Source organism: Photobacterium lutimaris (assembly GCF_003025555.1).
Classification (GTDB): domain Bacteria; phylum Pseudomonadota; class Gammaproteobacteria; order Enterobacterales; family Vibrionaceae; genus Photobacterium; species Photobacterium lutimaris.
In genome coordinates this window covers 44,975-67,939 of record NZ_PYMH01000009.1, presented here as the reverse complement: position 1 = coordinate 67,939, position 22,965 = coordinate 44,975, and the positions used below count along the sequence as shown (strand labels likewise).

The window sequence follows — 22,965 nt, the reverse complement described above, 5'->3', positions numbered from 1 at the left end:
GGATAACCATTATATTATTGTTCTGGTTAATTGTTCTTTAGAGACCCTCTAAGCTAAAGACCATTTCCTTGATGGTACTTAACTTAAAGCAGGCAGCAGCATCCATTCAGCTCCCAGAGTGAAAACGTGCTAACTCTACCGCGTGATCCATCGCAGTCAAGTGCTTATAGATGAACTTATTTAAGATTGTGAAAATTCATCGCACAATACGGCTTGTACAGGTGTTTTTTACGCCACGCTGAAATATATGCTTACATATTTTATTTTGCGTTGAGCTCCGTCAAGTTTTTGTTCGACGAATATTTGAGCGGAAATTTACGTGGTATAGATATACCAGCTGCATATCAATCGTGCGAGTGTGCATGGTTATAAATAGGCAGTCGAGATACTTCTTTGGTAATTAGGTAGGCATAAGGTAAAGACTGGTGGTATGATGAGTTAATAAAAATAGAGCAAGAAGCAACTGGAAAACTAATCAGATGGTTATAAAGGCTGATAGCCCAGCAACATTTGCTGAGAAATATATAATTGAGAGTATCTGGAATAATCACTTCCCACAGGGCTCAATCCTTCCCGCAGAACGAGAGTTGTCAGAACTAATTGGTGTTACTCGCACAACCCTTCGTGAGGTATTGCAGCGTCTAGCCCGTGATGGGTGGCTTACTATCAAGCATGGTAAACCTACCCGAGTGAACAACTACATGGACACCTCTGGGCTGAGTATTCTCGATACCCTAATCACACTCGATGGCCAAGATGTTCAGGGCGTAATGGAAGATTTGCTTTCAGCGCGAACTGATATCAGTTGCGTATACATGCGTTATGCCATCAAAGGGAACCCAGAAGAGTCAGCGGTATTGATCGATCACGTGATTGAAGAATGCGAAGCACTGCTTAAGGCCGACAGTTTTGCCGATTACGTTGAGCAAAGCGAAGACAAAGCTGACTTGATGCAGGAAGTGAAAAAGATCGTTGATAAGTATGGTAAAGACGATCCTGAACTGTGTGAGGCGATTTCTCGTGCTCGCGCGTTCAACTACTTTGACTACCGTATGTTCCAGGGAATGGCCACAAAATCTGGCAATATCCTTTACGTACTCACAATCAACGGGCTACGCAAAATCTACACTCGCGTTGGTGGGTATTACTTTATGTCTAAAGAAGCTTGCGAGCTGGCGCTCAACTTCTATCGTGACATGAAGTCATACTGTGACAACAATCAGCCTGAACTGGTTGCTGACCGTATCCGTAAATATGGTCGTGAGAGTGGGGCAATTTGGTATGCTAATCGGATTGAAATCGCGCGCTACCTTTATGAAGAAGAGCAATAACGCGATCACATCGATGACGTAATTGAAAAAAGGAGATGCCGAGGTATCTCCTTTTTTGTTTCTAAATATTAAAATGTATGTAGTGATATTGGGGGGATTACTTTGCTTTGTCGATAAAAAGACAGACAAATTCCCCCTATTACGGATCAGATTTCTGTATTGTACTGCGCACGGGTAGGGCAGGTTCCCAAAATATGAGAACGACCATCCGGTAGCTCTTCCTCTAGTGTGACCTCAAACCCCCATAGTCTGTGCATGTGTTTAAGTACTTCTTGATGACTGTTTGCTAACGGGATACGGTTATGTGGTACATAGCGCAGGGTTAGCGAGCGGTCACCTTTCAGGGCGACATTCCAGACTTGGATGTTGGGTTCATTGTTGCTGAGGTTGTATTGTGACGAGAGTTTCTCCCTGATAGCCCGATAGCCTTCCTCATTGTGAATCGCACTGACTTCAACATAGTTGTGGCGGTCATCATCATTGACAGCAAACAGTTTGAAGTCGCGAATGACTTTGGGGGACAGGAATTGGCTGATAAAGCTTTCGTCTTTGAAGTTCTCCATAGCGAAATGAAGGGTGTCTAGCCAGTCTTTGCCGGCAATATCTGGGAACCAGTATTTGTCTTCCTCGGTGGGGTTTTCACAGATCCGGCGGATATCCTGGAACATTGCAAAGCCCAGTGCATAGGGGTTAACACCGCTATAGTAAGGGCTATTGTACTCGGGTTGCGCCACGACATTAGTATGGCTGTGTAAAAACTCAATAATGAAGCGGTCGGTAACCAATCCCTCATCATAGAGATGGTTGAGGATGGTGTAGTGCCAGAAGGTTGCCCACCCTTCGTTCATGACTTGTGTTTGTTTCTGTGGGTAGAAATACTGGCTTACCTTGCGCACAATCCTGACCACTTCACGCTGCCATGGCTCCAGTAAAGGCGCATGCTTTTCAATAAAGTAGAGGATATTCTCCTGTGGCTCAGCCGGGAACCGAATTTCTTCTGTTTCAGTTTCTTCCTGATGTTGAACCGGGATGGTACGCCACAATGAATTGACTTGCGTTTGTAGGTAGTCTGCCCTGGCTTTCTGGCGTGCTTTTTCTTCGACCATCGAAATTTTCTGTGGTCGTTTGTAGCGGTCGACGCCATAGTTCATCAGTGCATGGCAAGAGTCCAGCAGTCTTTCAACGTCATCGACACCGTATTTCTCTTCACACTCGGTGATGTATTTACGGGCAAATAATAAATAGTCGATAATTGAACTGGCATCGGTCCATGTCTTGAATAAATAGTTACCTTTAAAGAACGAATTATGGCCGTAGCATGCATGGGCCATGACTAATGCCTGCATCGTGATGGTATTTTCTTCCATCAGATAGGAAATGCAGGGATCAGAGTTGATCACAATTTCGTAAGCGAGCCCCATTTGACCGTGCTTATAGCCTCGCTCAGTCTCAATGAAACGCTTGCCAAATGACCAGTGATGGTAATTGATTGGCATACCAATGCTGGAATAAGCATCCATCATTTGTTCGGCAGTGATGATTTCGATTTGGTTGGGGTAGGCATCAAGCCGGTAGTGGTCGGCTACCCGCTTGATTTCCTTGTGGTACTGATCCAACAAATCGAATGTCCAGTCTGGACCGTCACTGAGTGTCTTTGATTTGGCGACTGTCTCCATAGCACATTCCCCCTAAAGCGATATTAACTGACTTGCTTCTTAAATAGCTCCCGGAATACAGGGAAAATGTCTTCCACACTCCTTATGTTCTGCATCGCAAAGTTACTGTGGCTGGCTTGTAGCGCCTCATATTCCCGCCATAGTGTTTGGTGTGCCCGGCGTGTGATTTCGATATACGAGTAGTAACGGGTGACCGGTAATAACTCTTTGTCCAGCAGTTCACGGCAGCCCGGTGAGTCATCCGCCCAGTTATCCCCATCCGACGCTTGTGCTGCATAGATATTCCATTCGGCAGGGGAGTAGCGTTTCTTCACAATCTCATTCATCAACCGCAGTGCACTGGACACTATGGTGCCCCCAGTCTCCTGGGAGTAGAAGAATTCGTGCTCATCCACCTCTTTGGCCTGGGTATGGTGGCGGATAAAGACGACGTCGACATTTTTGTAGGTCCGGTTCAGGAACAGATACAGTAAGATATAAAAGCGCTTAGCCATATCTTTGGTGGCCTGATCCATCGAGCCAGAGACATCCATCAAGCAGAACATAACAGCTTGGCTACTTGGCTGAGGCCGACGTTCGTAGTTTTTGTAACGTAAGTCAAACGTATCAATAAACGGTACGCTGCTGATTTTCTGACGCAACGCCTGAATTTCATCTTTCACCCGCTCTTCCTCGAAAGGTTGAGCTGGCTCGGTATTCATCAGTAGATCCAGTGTCTTCTCAAGCTCACGCAGCTGGCGACGCTTGGCTGCTGTCATTGCAGTACGGCGTGCCAGAGAGTTCTGCAGTGACTTTACAATGGCAATATTTGACGGTACGCCGGACGACTTATAGCCCGAGCGGAACGTTTTCCACTCAACGATTTTGTTGAGCTGGTTTTTTTCGAGGTTTGGCAACTCCAAGTCCTCAAAGAGGAGATCGAGATATTCGTCTTTGGAGATTTGGAATACGAACTCATCCTGCCCCTCACCATCGGGGCTAGCCTGTCCTTCACCGGCGCCGCCTTGTCCGCCCCCTCCTTGGGGGCGTTCAATTCGGTCTCCGGGGCTGAACTGGTCATTGCCCGGGTGGACAACTTCACGTTGTCCACCACGGCCTTGGTGAAAGCTTGGCTCGCGGATGTCGCGGTTTGGAATCGTAATATCCTCGCCGCTTTCAACATCGGTAATCGAGCGTTTATTTACCGCATCGGCAATAGATTCTTTGATCTGTTGCTTGTGACGGCGCAGGAAACGCTGTCGGTTTACCGTGCTTTTGTTTTTACCGTTGAGCCTTCGGTCTATAAAATGCGCCATAAGCTCTCCCCTTATTCATCCCATCCACTCAAATTTATGAAGACTTACGTACACGCAGGTACCACTCAGAAAGTAGGCGGACCTGTTTGCGGGTATAGCCTTTTTCCATCATGCGAGCTACGAAGTCATCATGTTTCTTCTGCTCTTCGTTCGAGGTTTTGGCGTTGAATGAAATAACAGGAAGTAGCTCTTCGGTGTTCGAGAACATTTTCTTCTCGATAACCGTACGAAGTTTCTCGTAGCTGGTCCAGTTTGGATTCTTACCGGCGTTACTGGCACGGGCGCGGAGTACGAAATTGACGATTTCGTTTCGGAAATCCTTTGGATTACTGATCCCTGCCGGCTTCTCGATTTTTTCCAACTCGTTGTTTAATGCCGAGCGGTCGAATAGCTGACCCGTTTCAGGATCACGGTATTCCTGATCCTGAATCCAGAAATCAGCATAGCTAACATAGCGGTCAAAGATATTCTGGCCATATTCCGAGTAGGATTCTAGGTAGGCGGTTTGGATTTCCTTCCCGATAAACTCGACATATTTCGGTGTTAGGTAGCCTTTAAGGTGCTCAAGATATTTCTCAGCTAATTCTTGCGGGAACTGCTCACGCTCAATCTGTTGTTCAAGCACATAGAAGAGGTGGACCGGGTTGGCCGCTACTTCAGAGTGATCGAAGTTGAACACGCGCGATAGGATCTTGAATGCAAAACGGGTTGATAGTCCAGCCATGCCTTCATCGACACCGGCATAGTCACGGTATTCCTGATACGACTTGGCTTTCGGGTCGGTATCTTTCAGTGTTTCACCGTCGTAGACACGCATCTTAGAGTAAATGCTTGAGTTTTCGGGCTCTTTCAAGCGCGAAAGGACGGTAAAACGAGCCAGGATCTCCAAGGTTGATGGTGAGCAAGGTGCTGCCGATAGTTCACTGTTTTGCAGCAGCTTCTCGTAAATTCGAATTTCTTCTGAAATACGTAGACAATAAGGCACCTTAACAATATATACCCTGTCCAAGAAGGCTTCGTTATTCTTGTTGTTACGGAATGTCTGCCATTCCGACTCATTGGAGTGCGCCAAAATAATACCGTCAAACGGCAGTGCTGATAGCCCTTCGGTACCGTTGTAGTTGCCTTCCTGGGTTGCGGTCAGCAATGGGTGTAGCACTTTCAGCGGCGCTTTGAACATCTCGACGAATTCCATCAGGCCTTGGTTGGCCTTACAGAGGGCACCAGAATAGCTATAAGCATCTGGGTCGTCCTGGGCAAAATGTTCAAGCTGGCGGATATCCACCTTACCAACCAGTGATGAGATATCCTGGTTGTTTTCATCACCTGGTTCGGTTTTGGCAATACCAACCTGGTCGAGGATAGATGGGCGGACCTTCACGACTTTGAATTTGGTGATGTCGCCACCGAACTCATGCAGGCGTTTCGCTGCCCAAGGCGACATAATGGTGTTGAGATAGCGCTCGGGAATACCGTATTCCTTCTGGAGGATATCGCCATCTTCCGATTTGTCGAACAGGCAGAAAGGGTGGTCGTTGACTGGGCTGCGTTCACCATTGGCGGTCAGGACGTAGACAGGCACTTTTTGCATCAGGCTCTTAAGTTTTTCAGCCAGTGATGACTTACCGCCACCCACAGGGCCTAGTAAATAAAGGATCTGTTTGCGTTCTTCTAAGCCCTGTGCCGCGTGTTTGAGATAGGATACGATTTGCTCAATCGCTTCTTCCATGCCATAGAAATCTTCAAACGTTTTGTAGCGGGAAATTACGCGGTTAGAGAAAAGACGGCTCAAGCGCGGGTCTTGAGCGGTATCAATCATTTCGGGTTCGCCGATGGCCATTAGCAGACGTTCTGCTGCGTTGACATAAGCGCTACGATCGTTACGGCTGATCTCAAGGAACTCTTGCAATGAAAGCTCTTCATCCTTGGATTCTTCATAGCGTTGACGATAGTGGTCAAAAATACTCATGGTATGCCCCCTGAATCGTTCTTTAATCAATTAGAAAGGACGAAAACACAAATCTTTCACATCCCCCATATCTATAGACTAGACCTAACTGATTAAATTGCTTGACTGAGTTGTTGGTTTATAAACTAAATTTCCTTTTTCGATGTTCCTTACAAGCTGAATGTTTTTTGCTCATTTAGCTACTATCCTCCTATAAATCGGGTTCTGCAAGAGGGGATGTTTAAAAAAAATCACAAATATGTTGAGCAAGTGTGATGCTGCATGGTTGTCAAAATGGATAGTCATAAATGGTGAATTTTATTCCCAACGCAGAGCTATTTACTGAATGCAAAGGATTTCATTGCTTCAAGCTGGTGATAAATGATGTCTGGCTAGTGCATGATGGCTTTTTTGCAAAATTACCGATTTTCCATGGCGATTTTTGCAAATAAGCAAGAAGTCTCGAGCGATTCTGTGAGGACGTTTTCGTCCATGTGCACTGTCAAAAAAATGCAATCCAGAGTTATTTTGAGAGCTAAATCAAAATCTCTGGCTTAAGCTAAAAAAGTGCCGATATTTGGGGGGAACCTAATTAATGAGTATTTCTCGTGTTGATACTGTATCGATTCCGGTATCTGATCAAAATCAGTCATTGACGTTTTATCGTGATGCGCTGGGTTTCGAGCTGATACGTGATCATCAAGCGGACAAGCATAAGCGCTGGATCCAACTGGCACCTAAAGGGGCTGAGACTACGATTAGCTTAGTAAGGCCCTTTGCAGGGATGAAAGCCGGATCTGTACAGGGGCTGGTGGTGCAGACAGACGATATTCACTCGACTTATGATGAGTTATCAAGCCGGGGGGTACCGTTGTCGGAGATTGTGACCTTGATCGGGGGGCGTTTTGCGACCTTTGTTGATCCTGATGGCAATGGCTGGGTACTTATCGAAGCCAATACTCAGATGCTCGCTTGACGAATCACAACAGCGTATAGCACTCAGATCACTTGTTACGTGGGGGGGGAACATACCTGACGGCAAACTGCCGTGCAGGTATTGAATGTGTCGATCTTGCGTGATTGCCACCGCTAAGCTTGCTAGCGTTTTACGCTCACTTCCGTAGTAAGGGTATGGGTTTCACCTGGTGCCAGGGTTATGCTTTGGTTGTTATGGATGGTTGACTCAACACATACCATGGTTTCAAAGCTATTGTCGGCCATGTCACCCATGCTTTGTGACAATGCCTGCCATGGGTTCCAGATCACCGCCGTATTGTGGCCACCGTTGGTAACTGCAATTTGACGGCTGTTGCTATCATGGATCATTACCGTTGGCTCTGGCTGGGTGTAAACGCGATCCACTTCACCGTCAAAGCTCAGCTGCTCACCGCCTTGGCAGATTTGATCTGCTTGGGTACTGTCTGCGTATTCACTGCCCATCTGGGTAATGTGGGTTTCTCGGATATTTGCGACACTAAAATAAGTGTGTAATGCACCGGAGTAGTGCCACGCCGTATCATCCGTATTGGTTGAGGCTAGTGACACTTTCAGGCTAGTACCAATTTCGAATGTCAGTACATTACTGAATTTGTGTGGCCAAATCTTACGGGTTGCTTCTGAGTCGCACAGCGTTAGGGCCACAATGACACCATTGTCATTTTCACGGTGCTCAAGAAGGTTCCATTCGCTGTTACGGGCGAAACCGTGAGAGGGGGTGGCAGCTTTGCCAAACCAAGGCCAGCAGACCGGAATACCACCACGAATAGCTTTTTCGGTATCGAATTCCGCTTTTTCGCTCAGCCAAATGACATCTTCTTCACCTTGAGGTTTGAACCAAATAAGGTGGCCGCCATGAAGGGAAATACCAGCCTCTGCTTGGGCATGGTTGATCCTTACTATCTTGATCCCTTGGTATTCACAGATGGTGACAGCATCAGATAAGGCTGCCACTGTTGGAAGAGTATTGAAATCCATCAGACTATCCTTTGGTTGTAGCAATGTATAAATAATTGCCACTTTGACGTGAAAGTAACAGTTATTTGCACACTTATTTTTATTTAAAAAATAACAACGGCTATTAAAAAATATTTGTTAAATTTGTAATTAATTTTTAGCTGTTATTTACTGCTATTAAATCGGATGTACTCGTAGCCAAGCTGGATAAGTCGTTGCTCAACTCATTGCGTTGAATAATCGTTGCGATCAAGGCTGAGAGTGCAGCAATTTAGAACCAGATACAAAAAAGGCGACACCGTAGCGTCGCCTTTTATTATCTAGCTAAAAGCTTACATTACTTAGAAATGTGAGCGATTAGGTCTAGAACTTTGTTTGAGTAACCGATTTCGTTGTCGTACCAAGATACAACTTTAACGAATTTGTCAGTTAGAGCAACACCAGCTTTAGCATCGAATACTGAAGTCTGAACTTCACCGATGAAGTCTTGAGATACAACTGCATCTTCAGTGTAACCAAGAACGCCAGCCATTTCGCCTTCTGAAGCAGCTTTCATAGCAGCACAGATTTCGTCGTAAGAAGCAGCTTCTTTTAGGTTAACTGTTAGGTCAACAACAGAAACGTTAGCAGTTGGTACGCGGAAAGCCATACCAGTTAGCTTGCCGTTTAGTTCTGGAAGAACAACGCCTACAGCTTTAGCAGCACCAGTTGAAGATGGGATGATGTTCTGAGAAGCACCACGACCACCGCGCCAGTCTTTAGCAGAAGGACCGTCAACAGTCTTCTGAGTAGCAGTAGTAGCGTGAACAGTAGTCATAAGACCAGATTCGATGCCCCACTTGTCGTTAAGAACTTTAGCGATTGGCGCTAGGCAGTTAGTAGTACAAGAAGCGTTAGAAACGATGTCTTGACCTGCGTAAGTCTCTTGGTTAACACCCATAACGAACATTGGAGTTGCGTCTTTAGATGGACCAGTTAGAACTACTTTCTTCGCACCAGCTGTGATGTGCTGACGAGCAGTTTCGTCAGTTAGGAAAATACCTGTTGCTTCAGCAACAACGTCAACACCGATTTCGTCCCACTTAAGGTCCGTTGGGTTACGCTCTGCAGTTACGCGAACTGTTTTGCCGTTAACGATTAGGTTACCACCTTCAACTTCAACAGTACCGTTGAAGCGGCCGTGAGTTGAATCGTACTTAAGCATGTAAGCCATGTACTCAACGTCGATTAGGTCGTTGATACCAACAACTTCGATGTCGTTACGCTCTACAGAAGCACGGAAAACAAAACGTCCAATACGGCCAAAACCGTTAATACCTACTTTGATAGTCATTACAGTTGCTCCACAACTTAATTTCTAATGAAAGATAACTGGTAGTAAAATTACAGAATATAACGTGACCCTGCAAGTGAAAAACGAACTTAAATTGCGTGAGGTCAAAAAAAAGTTCGGATTTTTTTTACATTCCTACTACAACGCTGCAAATTCGTACAGAGGTTGTATGAATATCAATCATTGCTGTTATTAACTTTTAATATCAACACGAAGCTCATCCAAAATATGCTTAAATGAGCAGTGAAGATGTAAAATCCTTTCGAGCAGAAAGTATGTGCCACAGTTGATGTAAATGGCAACCATTTTTCAAACAGATAACGTGAAAATTCAATGAAGGGAATATAATGTCAGTTAAATCAGATTCTTATTGGCGTGATAAACTGTCGGAAGAGCAGTATCGCATCTGTCGGGAGCAGGGAACGGAGGCGCCATTCTCGGGAAAGCTATTGCATAACCGTGAAACCGGTGTGTATAGCTGTACGTGTTGCCAGTCCCCGCTGTTCCATTCGAGCAATAAATATGATTCCGGTTGTGGCTGGCCGAGCTTCGATGCACCGGTTGAGCGTGATGCGATTCGATACCTTGATGATAGTAGCCACGGTATGCATCGGATTGAGATCCGCTGTACCCAATGCGATAGCCATCTTGGTCATGTATTCCCCGATGGTCCTAAAACCACAGGGGAGCGGTATTGTGTGAATTCGGTCTCTTTAATTTTTAATAACGAAGGTGTGGATACCGAGCAGCAGAGTGAGTAGTCGTCTGGTGGGGGATCATGCCCATTCTCAACGCGGCGCCCTGACGATAAGCAGGGCGCTATTGTGTCACTTGGCGGATTGGAGCTACTCAGCCATGCTGGCGCTGAAGTCCCCGTCATAAAGTGCCTGGGCAATCTTTTCTGCTTGGTCATTCAATTCAGCGCGTCGCTCGTCACTCATTGGATAGAACGCGTTTAATTTGTCCTGGCTGGCAACTGGCACTGCCAACGCCCCCCCGACTCTGGCCCAAAGGTAGGCTTGTTCTGTCGCGCCCTGTTGATGAGATAAAGTGGCCAAGCCTTGCAGGATTTCGGGTTTTATCTTTGGTTGGCGTGGATAAAGCTCAAGCGCGCGTTTGAGCAGCTGGATGGTTTTCTCCTGATCCTTCGTCGTATAGAAGGTGGCCAGCGCCAACTGCATCTCCGGTGTTTCCATTTCTGAAGACCCTTCGAGCCTCAAGAATTTCCGAAGTGCCTCTTTATCTCCTTGGCTCCAACGAAAATAGAGGATTTCAGGATTGTTTGACTCGGCCAGCTCTGCGTTGAGCCGTTTGATTGAGGCATAGGCACTGAGCAGGGCTTGGGTACGGTGGGTTTTCCGCTCTTTCAACTCAGTAGGCTCGATACGAGCGGCATACTCCAGGCACTTTTGGTAATCATAGGTGTATTGGAGCTCTTTAAACTTCTCTTTGTCGGTTGGGGCTTTGAGTACGTCGTATCGTTGCCAAATGAGATTGACCCGCTGCAGGCGGCACTGGCCATCATTAAGGTTGGTATCGGCACACAGTGCCGGATGGGCATCGCACAGGCTGTCAGTTGAACGGTGACGTTCAAAGCAACCACTGATCAAGACAACGCTAGCTAGCAGTAGGGTGAGTTTTAACGAGGTTTTTCTCATTCGGCTTTTCAGTGACTTCGACAAAAGTGAGCTTATATTAACGAGTTTATCAAAAAAGAGATAAAAGGTTGTGGCGGGTCACCGGTTTATAGCAGTGTGATCCCCTAAGCAGTTTATCGACGTATTCTTGGCGAGCTTTAATAGAAACTGTTATTACTGCGAACAACAACAATCATTAAATGGAGAAAGTGAACCGCAATGGATCTTGATACTCTGCTCGACGCCATGACCCCAGACGTTTACCAACGGTTAGCTACCGCAGTTGAAATTGGCAAGTGGCCAGACGGTACTTCCCTGACACAAGAGCAGCGCGATTCTGCCATGCAGGCCGTGATGCTATACCAGTCACGTCATAATTCGGATGCTGCCCATATGTCGGTTGAGAAAGGTGGGGAGATCAAGTTTAAGTCTAAGGCTGAACTGAAAAAGGAATTTGCAGACGAAAAGGCAACAACCGCTGAAATGGCGGCTGACGATATCGCTCGTTTTGATCACGATCAGCTGTGAGTTCAGCGTTGTCGTGAGCCCCCTATCATTTTATGGTGGCGAGCACCACTGGCGGGCAATAGAAGCCTGATAGCTCGTGGTCTTCCTCGCCAACCAAATTCGCGACCCAAGGCTCTTGCTCGATACGTGCGAGGTAGCTTTCTAACAGTGGATAATGGGCGAACCTCAGCCCAGCCATCCAGCCACTGCGCAATACACTCCATAAGCTAATTTCAGCCATCGACAGATGATTACCGATGTAGCCTTGCTCAGGCAGCTGCTCTTCGAGATATTGTATGGCCCTTGGGAGGTGGATTTCGAGGCATTGCTCCACGGCCTCCTCATCGACATCTTTATCGAGCATCTTTCCCCTGAGTATTTTTTGGTAGAACAGCACCCCGCCAATCAGTGAGGTGAGGCGGGTATCAGCATATTCTTCCAGCCAACGGATTTTAGCTCTCGTGATGGCATCTCCAGGGTACAACGGTGGAACAGGATATTGGTCGTCTAGGTAATGGGCAATAACCGTGGAGTCCATGATGCTGTGTTGCTCGACTTCCAATACGGGGACTTTTCCCAGCGGATGGCGCTTTTGCGCCAGTTCTTTTTCGACATAGGGATTAAGGGGCTGCAGCTCATAGGTGATCCCTTTATAGGCAAGGGCCAGCATGATTTTTCTGACAAAGGGTGAAATCGAGGAGCCATGTAGGATCATAATGTACTTACGGCCTTTCGCTGACAGGGATAGTCAAAGTGTAGCCGAGTTGCTGTTTATGCGGGAAGAACTAGAAAAAACGGCAGCCAAAGGCTGCCGTTTATATTCATCTTTGTTGCTCGATGAGGCTTAGAGCGTTAGCTCGCCTCGCAAATCTTGTTGCATTAGGCTGCGTACGTTTTCTACCGGTAAGTCTTGGCTTAGTAGGAAATGTAGCTTGGCCAGTGCGGCCTCTGGCGTCATGTCATATCCGCTAAGGACACCGGCGTCAGCAAGAGCACAGCCTGTCGCATAACCGCCCATGTTGACCTTGCCTGAGAGGCACTGGGTGAGGTTCATGACGATAACACCACGTTCGCTCGCTTCTTTTAGCTGCTCCAGCAATTCTTTGTTCTGCGGGGCATTACCCACACCAAATGTCAGCAGGATCATGGCATTGACCGGTTGGCGTAGAGTATTGCGGATCACCTCAGGTGAGATCCCAGGGTACATGGTGATCACGCCAATCGGTTGAGGTGTGATGTTATGAACCTTGAAAGGCCCTTCTGGCTTTTTGTCGATTTCAACATTATTCGTTTGGATGTTGATACCGGCTTCCAGCAGCGGCGGTAGGTTCGGTGATATAAAGGCACCGAATCCGTCTGCATGGGCTTTGGTACTGCGGTTACCGCGGATCAGTTTGTTGTTGAAGAACACCGTGACTTCATTGATCGGGTAGTTTGCCGCAACGTGAAGGGCATTGAGCAAGTTGCTCTGGCCGTCGGAGCGCAGCTCCGCAAGCGGAATTTGCGAACCGGTGACAATCACTGGCTTATCGAGGTTTTCGAACATGAACGACAAGGCAGAGGCGGTATATGCCATGGTATCCGTACCATGCAAGATCACAAAACCGTCGTACTTGTCGTAGTTCGCTTTAATATCATCAGCAATGCGCTGCCAATCCGCTGGCGTCATATCCGACGAATCGATCAGGGGATCGTATTCATGGATGGTGAACTTTGGCATTTCTGCACGATGGAATTCTGGCATGCTTTCTAATTGCTGTTCCATAAAACCAGCAATTGGGATGTAGCCATTAGCTGACTTTTGCATACCAATAGTGCCGCCAGTGTAGGCGATGTAAATGTGTTTTCTTTCCATATGAAGGTACAGAATTATCGGTTTGGTGGGCGCATTATACGGGGTATGTAGCGTAAAAAAAGCCCGGCGATGCCGGGCTGATCTCACTTTTATAGATCCAGGCAGTTTATACAGAAGGCATATTGCCCTTTTGGATCATTGAAGTTACCGAGGGTTGAAAGGTCTGTTACCACTTTTTGCGTGACAGGTTGCATCGCCTCAGGCACCTCTCCCCATACGAGTTGGTGGAAGAAAACCTGGGCACCTGAGCTAAATTGCTGCAAGAACATCTCAGCAGTACTCAATGGCTTCGCCATCCAACGCACTTCGTAGTCATCCCCCAGCGAGGCCAGTTCGGCGGCACTGTTAATCGCATCATCGAAGTCACCGAGCTCGTCAATCAAGCCAAGTGCAAGGGCATCTTGGCCGGTCCAAACCCTGCCTTGTGCGACACTGTCAGCTTGTTCGAGGGTCATATCACGGTATTGGCTGACCAAGCCGATGAAACGCTGGTAGCCGTTCTCGATACCAAGCTGGAAGATGTCGGCAATGCCTTGTGGCAGTTCGCGGGTAACACCGACACCAGAGAACGGAGTGGTTCCCACACCGTCACTGTAGATCCCCATTTTCTCCAACCCTTTTTCAAATGTGGTCAAGATCGCAAAAATGCCGATCGACCCTGTGATTGTCGTTGGCTGGGCCATGATTTTGTCAGCAGATGCTGAAATCCAGTAACCACCGGATGCAGCCACACTCGACATGGATACGACGACCGGCTTGTTGGCCGCTTTCAGCGCATCGACTTCGTTGCGGATCACTTCCGAGGCAAATGCACTGCCCCCAGGGCTATCGACCCGGAGGATCACCGACTTTACTTTGTCGTCAAGGCGCGCTTCCCGAAGCAGGGCGGCCGTGGTGTCACCACCCACATTACCCTTCTGCTGGGTGCCATCCATGATGGCACCGCTGGCAACCACAACGGCAATCTGGTTGTCGCTCGGTAGCTGGGTATCAGTGATCGCTGGCTGGTAATCGTAGTAACTGATCTGGTTAAAGCTGTGGTCGTCGTTTTCGCCAAAAGTATCGATGAGTTGCTGGCGAAGCTGCGGGCGGTTGACTAGCGCGTCGACCAACCCCATTTTTTTGCTCAGCTGGGCAAAGTCGCCATCGACACTTTTCAACTCGGCAACAAACCGCTCAAGATCGGGCGTCAGCGCGCTGGCATCAATTTGGCGGTTGCTGGCAACATCAGAAGTGTAGGCTCCCCATAGTTGGTTGAGCCATGCGGTGTTGGCCTCGCGGGCTTCGTCAGACATCCCGTCCAGGGTATAAGGTTCGACAAAAGACTTGTAGGTACCAACGCGGAAGACGTGGGTATTAACGTTCAGTTTCTCGAATAGGCTCTTGTAATAGAGGGTATAAGTACCGTAACCGGTTAGCATCACGCCACCATCCGGTGACATAAAGACTTTGTCGGCATAGCTAGACAGGTAGTACTGGCTTTGCTTGTAATGATCGCCAATCGCATAGACGGGCTTGCCTGACTGCTTGAACTCCTCAAGAGCCTTGGCAATATAGCGTAGCTTGGTCAGGTTGGTCTCTTGCATATCGCGCAGATTAAGGACCAGTCCGGTAATACGCTCGTCAGTGGCGGCAGTACGTAGGGTGTCGACAATGTCGAACAGCACATTTTCTTGTGCCTGGTCATTACCTAATGCACTGTTGGTGAGGCTATCGAGCGGACTGGTATTGCTACGTTGCTCGACAATCGGCCCGGCAAGATCGAGAACTAGTGCTGCCTGGTCCGGTAACTCTGGGTCCTTACCGCTTTCGGTAAAGGCGAAGAATAGTGCGCCGATGACAATGAGGAAGAGTAAGTTGATGATCAGCTGACGGGCAAAACTGATCAGTTTCCATATCCATCGGAAGATTTTTCCAATTCCTTTAAAGATCACTTTCATGAAGGTTCCTGATAGTTCGCAAGGGCCTGTGGCCTGCTTCTTTCACAATCTATATCAGATTGGACGTAATAATAATGATTTAGTTCTATAAGTAACTGTATATGCTAACCGAGTCATCAAGCAATTACAGTATTAAATCGTATCAGGTGAACGGCTAAGCTAAACAAATGCGGGAGAGTTATCATCAAAATGTTGATAAGTAATTTTACGTAGAGTTAGATCTAAATCAATATATTGTTGCGTTTATGTAAACGATTGTTTGAAATATGTTTGACTGATTCGTATACTGGTCAGACCATAACAACATAAAGAATGGAAGCCATGGACGATAAATCTTACCCTCATCTGTTAGCGCCGTTAGATCTTGGTTTCACTCAGTTACGTAATCGTGTGTTGATGGGATCGATGCATACCGGCTTGGAAGAATCCCGTGACGGATTCAAAAAACTGGCTGCTTTCTACGCAGCCCGGGCCAAGGGAGGTGTCGGACTCATTGTTACCGGTGGCTTCTCACCGAATTTCCGTGGTCGCCTGCACCCGTTAAGTGCCGAATTTAGCTCGGGTCGCGCTGCAAGGGCTCACCGTGTGATCACCGATGCGGTGCATCAAGAGGGGGGGAAGATTGCCTTGCAGCTGCTCCATGCTGGCCGTTATGCCATGCATCCTTTTGCCGTCAGTGCATCGGCGATTAAGTCACCTATCTCGAAATTCACACCCAAGGAAATGAGTGCCCGACAAATTAAAAAAACCATCGAGGCCTTTGCTCGCAGTTCAGAGTTGGCCCGAGAGGCGGGCTACGACGGGGTCGAATTGATGGGGTCGGAAGGGTATCTGATCAACCAGTTTATCTGTAAGCGCTCGAACCACCGTTATGACGAGTGGGGCGGGAGCTATGAAAACCGCATGCGTTTCCCCCTTGAGTTGGTCAAAGCGGTTCGCGCTCGGGTTGGCCGCGATTTCATTATTGTTTTCCGCTTGTCGATGCTCGATTTGGTCGAGCAGGGCAGTACCCATGAAGAAGTGGTGTTGCTTGCCAAGCAGCTAGAGCAAGCCGGTGTGACAATCCTTAACACTGGTATTGGCTGGCATGAGGCTAGGATCCCGACCATTGCTACCCAGGTACCAAGAGCCGCATTTGCATGGGTAACCGAAAAGCTCAAGTCTGAAATTTCGATTCCCTTGGTAACCTGTAACCGGATCAATACCCCGCAGGTGGCCGAAGATATTTTATCTAGTCATCAAGCCGACATGGTGTCGATGGCCAGACCGTTCCTTGCTGATCCGGATTTTGTGGTGAAAGCCGAGCAAGACCGTGCCGATGACATCAATACTTGTATTGGTTGTAACCAAGCCTGTCTGGATCATGTATTTGTTGGTAAGCGGGCCAGTTGTTTGGTTAACCCGCAGGCGTGCTACGAAACGGAATTGGTATTGTCTCCGGCTGTAAGCCAGCGCCGTATTGCGGTTGTAGGAGCGGGGCCGGCTGGTATGGCAACGGCAGTGGCTGCTGCCGAGCGGGGCTTTAACGTCGATTTATTCGAGAAGAATGACTACTTGGGTGGCCAGTTCAATCTCGCAATGCAGATCCCGGGTAAGGAAGAATTCAGGGAAACAATTCGTTACTTCAGTCGTCGTCTTGAGCAGACTGGCGTGAATGTGAAGTTAGGCCAAGCTGTCTCGGTTGATGAGTTGGGCAGTTATGATGAAGTGATTGTCGCCACCGGTGTCCAGCCTCGCCGTCCGCCGATCCCGGGTATTGACCATGAGAAGGTGGTTGATTATCAAACCCTGATCCGTGACAAGGTCGAGTTAGGCCTGCGAGTGGCTGTGATCGGTGCCGGTGGTATCGGCGTTGATGTGTCTACAATGTTGACGGAGCCCGAGCATCAGAGTTTGGATGATTGGCTCAAGGATTGGGGGATCGACAAGTCAATTGAACATGCTGGTGGCCTCTACCCACACGAAGAATATGTCAGTCAGCGTCAGGTGTGGTTGATGCAGCGCCGTCCGGGCAAGATGGGTAAAGGACCGGGTAAGACCACCGGTTGGATCCACAAGAAAGTACTGGAAAAGCGAGGGGTTGAACTGCTCAGCGGGGTGAGCTACGACAAAGTGGATGATCAGGGATTGCATATTACTGTCGAAGGTCAGTCGCGGGTATTGGATGTAGACCATATCGTGTTGTGTGCCGGACAGACGTCGGTGGATGAACTTTCCGATGCACTCAAGGCCAAGAACATGAATGTCCATGTGATTGGTGGTGCTGATGTCGCCGGCGAGGTTGATGCCAAGCGGGTGATCCGCCAAGGTGTTGAGCTGGCGGCGAAGCTTTAACAGCAGAAACGAGTTCCTGGATCCTAGTTCCTAGAAAGAGTAAAGCATGCCCCCTTTCTCGCTAGGAACCAGGAGCTAGGTTCTAGGATCTCAACGCTATAATCCCGCGTGCCTTCCATGGATTTATCGCATCAAATCTATGCTATCGTCTTAACAATAATAATTATCGTCATGAGGTTGTTATGGACGCACTTACCTTATTGCTCAACCGTCGGTCGCTGCCAAAAATGGTGGCGCCAGCGCCACAGGGAGAAGTATTGGAAGCCATTCTCCGTGCCGGACTGCGAGCCCCGGACCATGCGGGTCTGACGCCTTGGCGGTTTATCGTTTCTCAAGAGGACGGCCCTCAAGGGGATGGTCGACAAAAGCTCGCCGATATCTTTGTTGAAGCCGCAAATAGTGACGGTGCTGATGAGCTTACCTTGCAAAAAGCGGGCAAAGCCCCTTTCAGGGCGCCGATGGTCATAACAGTGGTGGCTAAAGTCTCTGATCATGACAAGGTGCCAGTGATTGAACAGCATTTATCGGCAGGGTGTGCGGTGCAGGCGATGCAACTAGCGGCGGTTGCTCAGGGCTTTGCCGGATTTTGGCGTACCGGGAAATGGGCCTATCACACTGTTGTGAGACAGGCTCTAGGGATACAGGGCGATGACATGATTGTCGGTTTTCTGTATCTGGGAACGCCCGGTTGCCGCGATGTAAAAGCGCCAGAGCGGGATCTTACCCAGTTTGTCGAATACCTATAGCCGCTATTTAATTGATTAAAGAGGGAAGCCAATAGGCTTCCCTTTTTGATCCAGATTGATGACAGGATCTGGTAGCAGGAGTAGAATCCATCGCTCTTGTAAAATTATCGGAGCGTGTCATGGAAAATGTTCGCCTAACTCAATACAGCCACGGAGCAGGATGTGGTTGTAAAATCTCTCCTCAAGTTCTTGATACTATTCTACGAACGCAGCTCGCTCCGTTTGCCGATCCTAACCTGCTCGTGGGTAATGAAAGTAAAGATGATGCCGCGGTATACGACCTTGGCAATGGTACTGCAGTAGTCAGTACCACTGACTTCTTTATGCCTATCGTTGATAATCCGTATGACTTTGGCCGTATTGCCGCCACCAATGCTATCAGCGATATTTATGCGATGGGTGGTAAGCCAATTATGGCTATTGCGATCCTTGGCTGGCCGGTCAATGTACTGGCACCTGAGATTGCCCAGCAGGTGATTGAAGGCGGACGTGCGGTTTGCCGTGAAGCCGGTATTTCATTGGCGGGTGGCCACTCGATTGATGCACCGGAACCTATTTTCGGCTTGGCGGTGACCGGTATTGTCGATACAGATCGTGTGAAACGTAACAACCAAGCGGAAGTGGGCTGTAAGCTTTATCTGACCAAGCCACTTGGCATTGGCGTGCTGACAACCGCAGAGAAAAAATCTAAATTGCGCGATGAACACCGTGGCCTGGCTCGTGACTGGATGTGCCAATTGAACAAACCTGGTGCTGATTTTGCCAACGTCGAAGGCGTGAAAGCCATGACTGACGTGACTGGCTTTGGCTTGATGGGGCACCTTAATGAAATTTGTGAAGGCAGCGGCCTAAAAGCCAAGCTTGATTTCGCACAGGTACCGAGCCTTCCGGGCGTATTTGATTATATCGGGCAAGGTTGTGTACCGGGTGGTACCGAGCGCAATTTTGCTAGCTATGGACACCGTTTGGGGAGCATGACCGAGCAGCAAAAAGCCCTACTTTGCGATCCGCAGACTTCGGGTGGCCTGCTACTGGCTGTGGCGCCTGATGCAGAAGCCGAGGTCAAAGCCTTGGCACAGCAACATGACATTGAACTCAATGCTATCGGTGAACTGGTTGCTGCTGCAGCCGATGACACTGTACTGATTGAGATCTGCTAAATATGTCACGTCCTAATTGCCAAGATTTCCGCCAGCTGTTCATTAATGATACCCCGTTGATGGATATGCGTGCGCCGGTGGAGTTTGCACAAGGTGCATATCCTTCTTCTCTTAACCTCCCTTTGATGCAGGACGAAGAGCGCAAAGCGGTGGGGACTTGTTATAAAGAACAAGGCCAGGAAGCGGCGATTGCCCTTGGTCATGCATTGGTCAACGGCGAAGTCAAAGCCGAACGTGTCGCGCAGTGGAAAGCATTTTGTGAGGCAAACCCAAATGGTTACCTGTACTGTTTCCGCGGCGGCTTACGCTCGCGTATTACCCAACAGTGGCTGAAAGAAGCGGGCATTGATTATCCGTTTGTCGAGGGTGGCTACAAGGCGTTACGACGTTTCTTGCTCGAGATTATCGATGACGTTGCGACAAAGCCGATGACCTTGATTGGCGGTAATACGGGTTGCGGCAAGACGATCATGATCAATGAGCTTGCCAACGGTATCGATTTGGAAGGTGCGGCGAATCACCGTGGTTCATCGTTTGGCCGCTATGTGTCAGCCCAGCGCACTCAGATTAATTTTGAAAATGTGCTGGCGATATCAATGCTTAAAAAGCAGGCAGCTGGCGTGTCACATTTTGCCTATGAAGATGAAGGGAAGATCATTGGCTCGGTCAGCGTACCATTGCCTATTGTCCAGGCGATGCAGGCTGCGCCGATAGCGATTGTTGATGATCCGCTTGATGTTCGACTGGAACGCTTGCTGGGCGACTACGTGGTAAAGATGCAGCGTGATTTTTGTGCTGAGTTCGGGGAGCAGGAAGGCTGGGAGCATTTTGCCCAGTACCTGGAGCGCGGTATGTTCAGTATCCGTAAGCGCCTTGGCTACCAGCGCTACGAAGAGTTGCTGTTGGTTCAGCAGCAGGCCGTCAAGGTCATGCAGTCCAGTGGTGAGCTGTCCGGTCACTATGATTGGCTCAGTTTGTTGCTCGAGCAGTACTACGATCCGATGTACACCTATCAGCTAAGCAAGAAAGCCGATCGCATTGTTTATCGTGGCAAATATGCCGACGTTAAAGCTTGGCTGGCAGAAAATTGCGTCTAACCGCATAACGAAGAGTCCAGTAACAGTGACTGGGCTCTTTTTTATTAAAACCAAACCTGTATCTATATCCAGTATTTTCTTGTTCTCTCCGTACATTTTTTTTATAGTTCAGCCAATACTTGCCAACGCTATTCAACTGATTTCCTACTATGTCTCGTCTATATATCGCAGAAAAACCCAGTCTAGGGCGTGCTATTGCCGCCGTTTTACCTCGGCCCCACAAGAACCATGATGGCTATATTGAGGCGGGCAACGGTGACATTGTTACCTGGTGTATCGGCCACTTGCTTGAGCAAGTCGAGCCGGATGCGTATGACGAGAAATACAAAAAGTGGAATATGCTCGACTTGCCGATAGTGCCGCAGCAGTGGCAGCTGACACCTCGCAAAACAGCCAAGAAACAGTTGGGTGTGGTACGCAAACTTTGTAAGCAGGCCGGCGAAGTGATCCATGCAGGAGACCCGGATAGGGAAGGGCAGCTACTGGTGGATGAGGTGATTGATTATGTTAATTTAGCCCAGGGCAAAAAGGCGGCCATGCAACGACTGCTGATTTCAGACCTCAACCCTGCTGCGGTGAAGCGCGCGCTGGGGAAGCTGCGTAGCAACCGCGATTTTATTCCGCTGTCAGTCTCAGCGCTGGCCCGCTCCCGTGCCGACTGGCTGTATGGCATGAACATGACTCGAGCTTATACGTTGCTCGGCCAGAAAGGGGGCTATCGGGGCGTGCTATCGGTTGGCCGGGTACAGACACCGATTTTGGGTTTGGTGACTCGCCGCGATGATGAAATTGCCAACTTTGTACCGAAGCCCTTCTATGAACTGTTTGCCCTGATCCCGTACCAGCAGCAAGAGATCCGTGCGAGATGGAAACCGAGTGAGTCGTGCACCCCCTGGCAGGATGACGATGGCCGGATACTGAACCGCAAACTGTGTGAAAACGTGGTCAGTCGCATCAAAGGCCAGCCTGCAGAAGTCACTGCGTCCGAGCGTAAGGAAACCCGTCAGGCCCCACCGTTACCTTATTCTCTGTCGGCTCTTCAGATTGATGCCGCCAAGCGTTTTGGCATGAGTGCAGCAGATGTTCTGGCAATGTGCCAGTCACTCTACGAGAAACACAAGGTGATCACCTATCCGCGCTCTGATTGCCGTTATTTGCCGATGGATCATTTCAAGCAAGCTGGGGATGTGTGCCAAGCGATCGCCAATAACGATAACAAGTTGAACAATGCGGTGGAAGGGGCGGATACCCGCTTGAAATCGAAAGCGTGGAACGACAAAAAAGTGGATGCCCACCATGCCATTATTCCGACCCCTAAGTCGGTCAATAGCGCGAGCCTGAGTGGCAGTGAGCAGAAAGTGTATCAGCTGATCGCGAGACAATACCTGATGCAGTTTTACCCAGCGGCGATATACAGCGAAGCCAAGTTGGAATTCACTATTGCCGGCGGGCTATTTGTTGCCCGAGGGCGTCAGTTGATGTCTGTCGGATGGCGTGCATTGCTGGGGCGGGATGAACCGGCGGACAAAGAGGCCGATTTGGCTGATAAAGTGCCACCGCTGGAGAAGGGGACGGTATTGACCTGCCGTGATGGCGAGATCTTGGATAAGATGACCGAACCGCCGAAGCCCTTTACTGAAGCGACCTTATTGCAGGCCATGACTGGGATCGCCCGCTTTGTTTCTGATAGCGCGTTGAAAAAAATCCTTCGTGATACCGACGGCCTAGGTACTGAAGCAACCCGTGCCGGGATCCTCGATATCCTGTTTAAAAGACAACTGTTGATGCGGCAAGGAAAAAGTATCCATGCGACCGAGGCTGGCAAGGGATTGATCTATGCCTTGCCGGATGAGGCGACTTATCCGGATATGACGGCACACTGGGAGCACCAATTGCAGGATATGGCCGATAAAAAGTGCGCCTACAAGCCTTTCATGGATGCGCTGGAAGTGCAGGTAACACAATTGATGGAAAAGGTGAAAACCAGTGAGGTTCCCCAGAGCTTGCGTGACTTGAAGTCACCAGAACCGTTTAAGAAGGGCCGTTATAGCAAAGGTGGCGGTAAGGGAGGGCGTAAGCCGTCAACGGGCAGTTCTTCACCCGGAAAAGCACGAACTCCCCGTCGCCGTACGACGAAAAAATCGGACTAGGTA

The 22,965-nt window shown here is 48.7% G+C and carries 18 protein-coding genes; 9 read left to right on the top strand and 9 right to left on the bottom strand.

The annotated features are described in order from the left end of the window. Window positions 1-479 precede the first annotated feature (479 nt). Complete coding sequence (gene fadR, locus C9I99_RS17605; protein WP_107350164.1) at window positions 480-1,331, top strand: fatty acid metabolism transcriptional regulator FadR; 852 nt, start codon at window positions 480-482, stop codon at window positions 1,329-1,331. A gap of 146 nt (window positions 1,332-1,477) precedes the next feature. On the opposite strand, the gene C9I99_RS17600 is transcribed toward fadR, so the two are convergent. Genes C9I99_RS17600 through C9I99_RS17590 form a run of 3 tightly spaced genes read right to left on the bottom strand, consistent with a single transcriptional unit; the run spans window position 1,478 to window position 6,271 of the window. Then, on the bottom strand, window positions 1,478-3,007 hold the full coding sequence (locus C9I99_RS17600; RefSeq protein ID WP_107350163.1) for a SpoVR family protein: 1,530 nt from the start codon (window positions 3,005-3,007) through the stop codon (window positions 1,478-1,480). A gap of 23 nt (window positions 3,008-3,030) precedes the next feature. Beyond that, window positions 3,031-4,302: a YeaH/YhbH family protein gene (locus tag C9I99_RS17595; RefSeq protein ID WP_107350162.1), complete on the bottom strand. Its 1,272-nt coding sequence runs from the start codon at window positions 4,300-4,302 to the stop codon at window positions 3,031-3,033. Window positions 4,303-4,336: 34 nt separating this feature from the next. Continuing rightward, a complete protein-coding gene (locus C9I99_RS17590) occupies window positions 4,337-6,271 on the bottom strand; it encodes a PrkA family serine protein kinase (RefSeq protein ID WP_107350161.1) in 1,935 nt (644 codons plus the stop codon). 574 nt (window positions 6,272-6,845) lie between these two features. On the opposite strand from C9I99_RS17590, the gene C9I99_RS17585 reads away from it, so the two are divergent. Next, window positions 6,846-7,226: a VOC family protein gene (locus tag C9I99_RS17585; protein ID WP_107350160.1), complete on the top strand. Its 381-nt coding sequence runs from the start codon at window positions 6,846-6,848 to the stop codon at window positions 7,224-7,226. Between the two features lie 122 nt (window positions 7,227-7,348). On the opposite strand, the gene C9I99_RS17580 is transcribed toward C9I99_RS17585, so the two are convergent. Together C9I99_RS17580 and gap are read right to left on the bottom strand one after the other, a co-directional pair. Next, window positions 7,349-8,224 (bottom strand): D-hexose-6-phosphate mutarotase, encoded by an 876-nt coding sequence (locus C9I99_RS17580; RefSeq protein WP_107350159.1) that lies wholly within the window; start codon window positions 8,222-8,224, stop codon window positions 7,349-7,351. A 316-nt stretch (window positions 8,225-8,540) separates the two neighbouring features. Then, window positions 8,541-9,536 (bottom strand): type I glyceraldehyde-3-phosphate dehydrogenase, encoded by a 996-nt coding sequence (gap, locus tag C9I99_RS17575; protein WP_107350158.1) that lies wholly within the window; start codon window positions 9,534-9,536, stop codon window positions 8,541-8,543. A gap of 347 nt (window positions 9,537-9,883) precedes the next feature. Here gap and msrB point away from each other — a divergent pair, with 347 nt between their 5' ends. Further along, the gene (gene msrB / locus C9I99_RS17570; protein ID WP_107350157.1) at window positions 9,884-10,297 is read left to right on the top strand and encodes a peptide-methionine (R)-S-oxide reductase MsrB; all 414 of its coding nucleotides are present in this window, start codon (window positions 9,884-9,886) and stop codon (window positions 10,295-10,297) included. Window positions 10,298-10,381: 84 nt separating this feature from the next. On the opposite strand, the gene C9I99_RS17565 is transcribed toward msrB, so the two are convergent. Next, window positions 10,382-11,194, bottom strand: coding sequence for a DUF2989 domain-containing protein (locus C9I99_RS17565; protein WP_107350156.1), 813 nt, complete (start codon window positions 11,192-11,194; stop codon window positions 10,382-10,384). Between the two features lie 198 nt (window positions 11,195-11,392). Between C9I99_RS17565 and C9I99_RS17560 the strand changes: the two genes are divergently transcribed. Continuing rightward, on the top strand, window positions 11,393-11,701 hold the full coding sequence (locus C9I99_RS17560; RefSeq protein ID WP_107350155.1) for a YeaC family protein: 309 nt from the start codon (window positions 11,393-11,395) through the stop codon (window positions 11,699-11,701). A 25-nt stretch (window positions 11,702-11,726) separates the two neighbouring features. On the opposite strand, the gene C9I99_RS17555 is transcribed toward C9I99_RS17560, so the two are convergent. From C9I99_RS17555 to sppA, 3 genes are all read right to left on the bottom strand, one after another. Continuing rightward, on the bottom strand, window positions 11,727-12,395 hold the full coding sequence (locus C9I99_RS17555; protein WP_107350154.1) for a glutathione S-transferase family protein: 669 nt from the start codon (window positions 12,393-12,395) through the stop codon (window positions 11,727-11,729). Window positions 12,396-12,524: 129 nt separating this feature from the next. Beyond that, complete coding sequence (ansA, locus tag C9I99_RS17550; RefSeq protein ID WP_107350153.1) at window positions 12,525-13,535, bottom strand: asparaginase; 1,011 nt, start codon at window positions 13,533-13,535, stop codon at window positions 12,525-12,527. Between the two features lie 89 nt (window positions 13,536-13,624). Continuing rightward, window positions 13,625-15,475, bottom strand: a complete 1,851-nt coding sequence (gene sppA, locus C9I99_RS17545) for a signal peptide peptidase SppA (protein WP_107350152.1) — start codon at window positions 15,473-15,475, stop codon at window positions 13,625-13,627. Between the two features lie 321 nt (window positions 15,476-15,796). Here sppA and C9I99_RS17540 point away from each other — a divergent pair, with 321 nt between their 5' ends. The 5 genes from C9I99_RS17540 (at window position 15,797) to C9I99_RS17520 (ending at window position 22,962) form a co-directional block, all read left to right on the top strand. After that, window positions 15,797-17,809: an NADPH-dependent 2,4-dienoyl-CoA reductase gene (locus C9I99_RS17540; RefSeq protein ID WP_107350151.1), complete on the top strand. Its 2,013-nt coding sequence runs from the start codon at window positions 15,797-15,799 to the stop codon at window positions 17,807-17,809. Window positions 17,810-17,991: 182 nt separating this feature from the next. Continuing rightward, window positions 17,992-18,555: an NAD(P)H nitroreductase gene (locus tag C9I99_RS17535; RefSeq protein ID WP_107350150.1), complete on the top strand. Its 564-nt coding sequence runs from the start codon at window positions 17,992-17,994 to the stop codon at window positions 18,553-18,555. A gap of 119 nt (window positions 18,556-18,674) precedes the next feature. Further along, entirely contained in the window at window positions 18,675-19,715 is a 1,041-nt protein-coding gene (gene selD, locus C9I99_RS17530) for a selenide, water dikinase SelD (protein ID WP_107350149.1), read from the top strand. A 2-nt stretch (window positions 19,716-19,717) separates the two neighbouring features. Then, entirely contained in the window at window positions 19,718-20,812 is a 1,095-nt protein-coding gene (gene mnmH / locus C9I99_RS17525) for a tRNA 2-selenouridine(34) synthase MnmH (protein WP_107350148.1), read from the top strand. 149 nt (window positions 20,813-20,961) lie between these two features. Beyond that, entirely contained in the window at window positions 20,962-22,962 is a 2,001-nt protein-coding gene (locus C9I99_RS17520; protein ID WP_107350147.1) for a DNA topoisomerase III, read from the top strand. Window positions 22,963-22,965 lie beyond the last annotated feature (3 nt).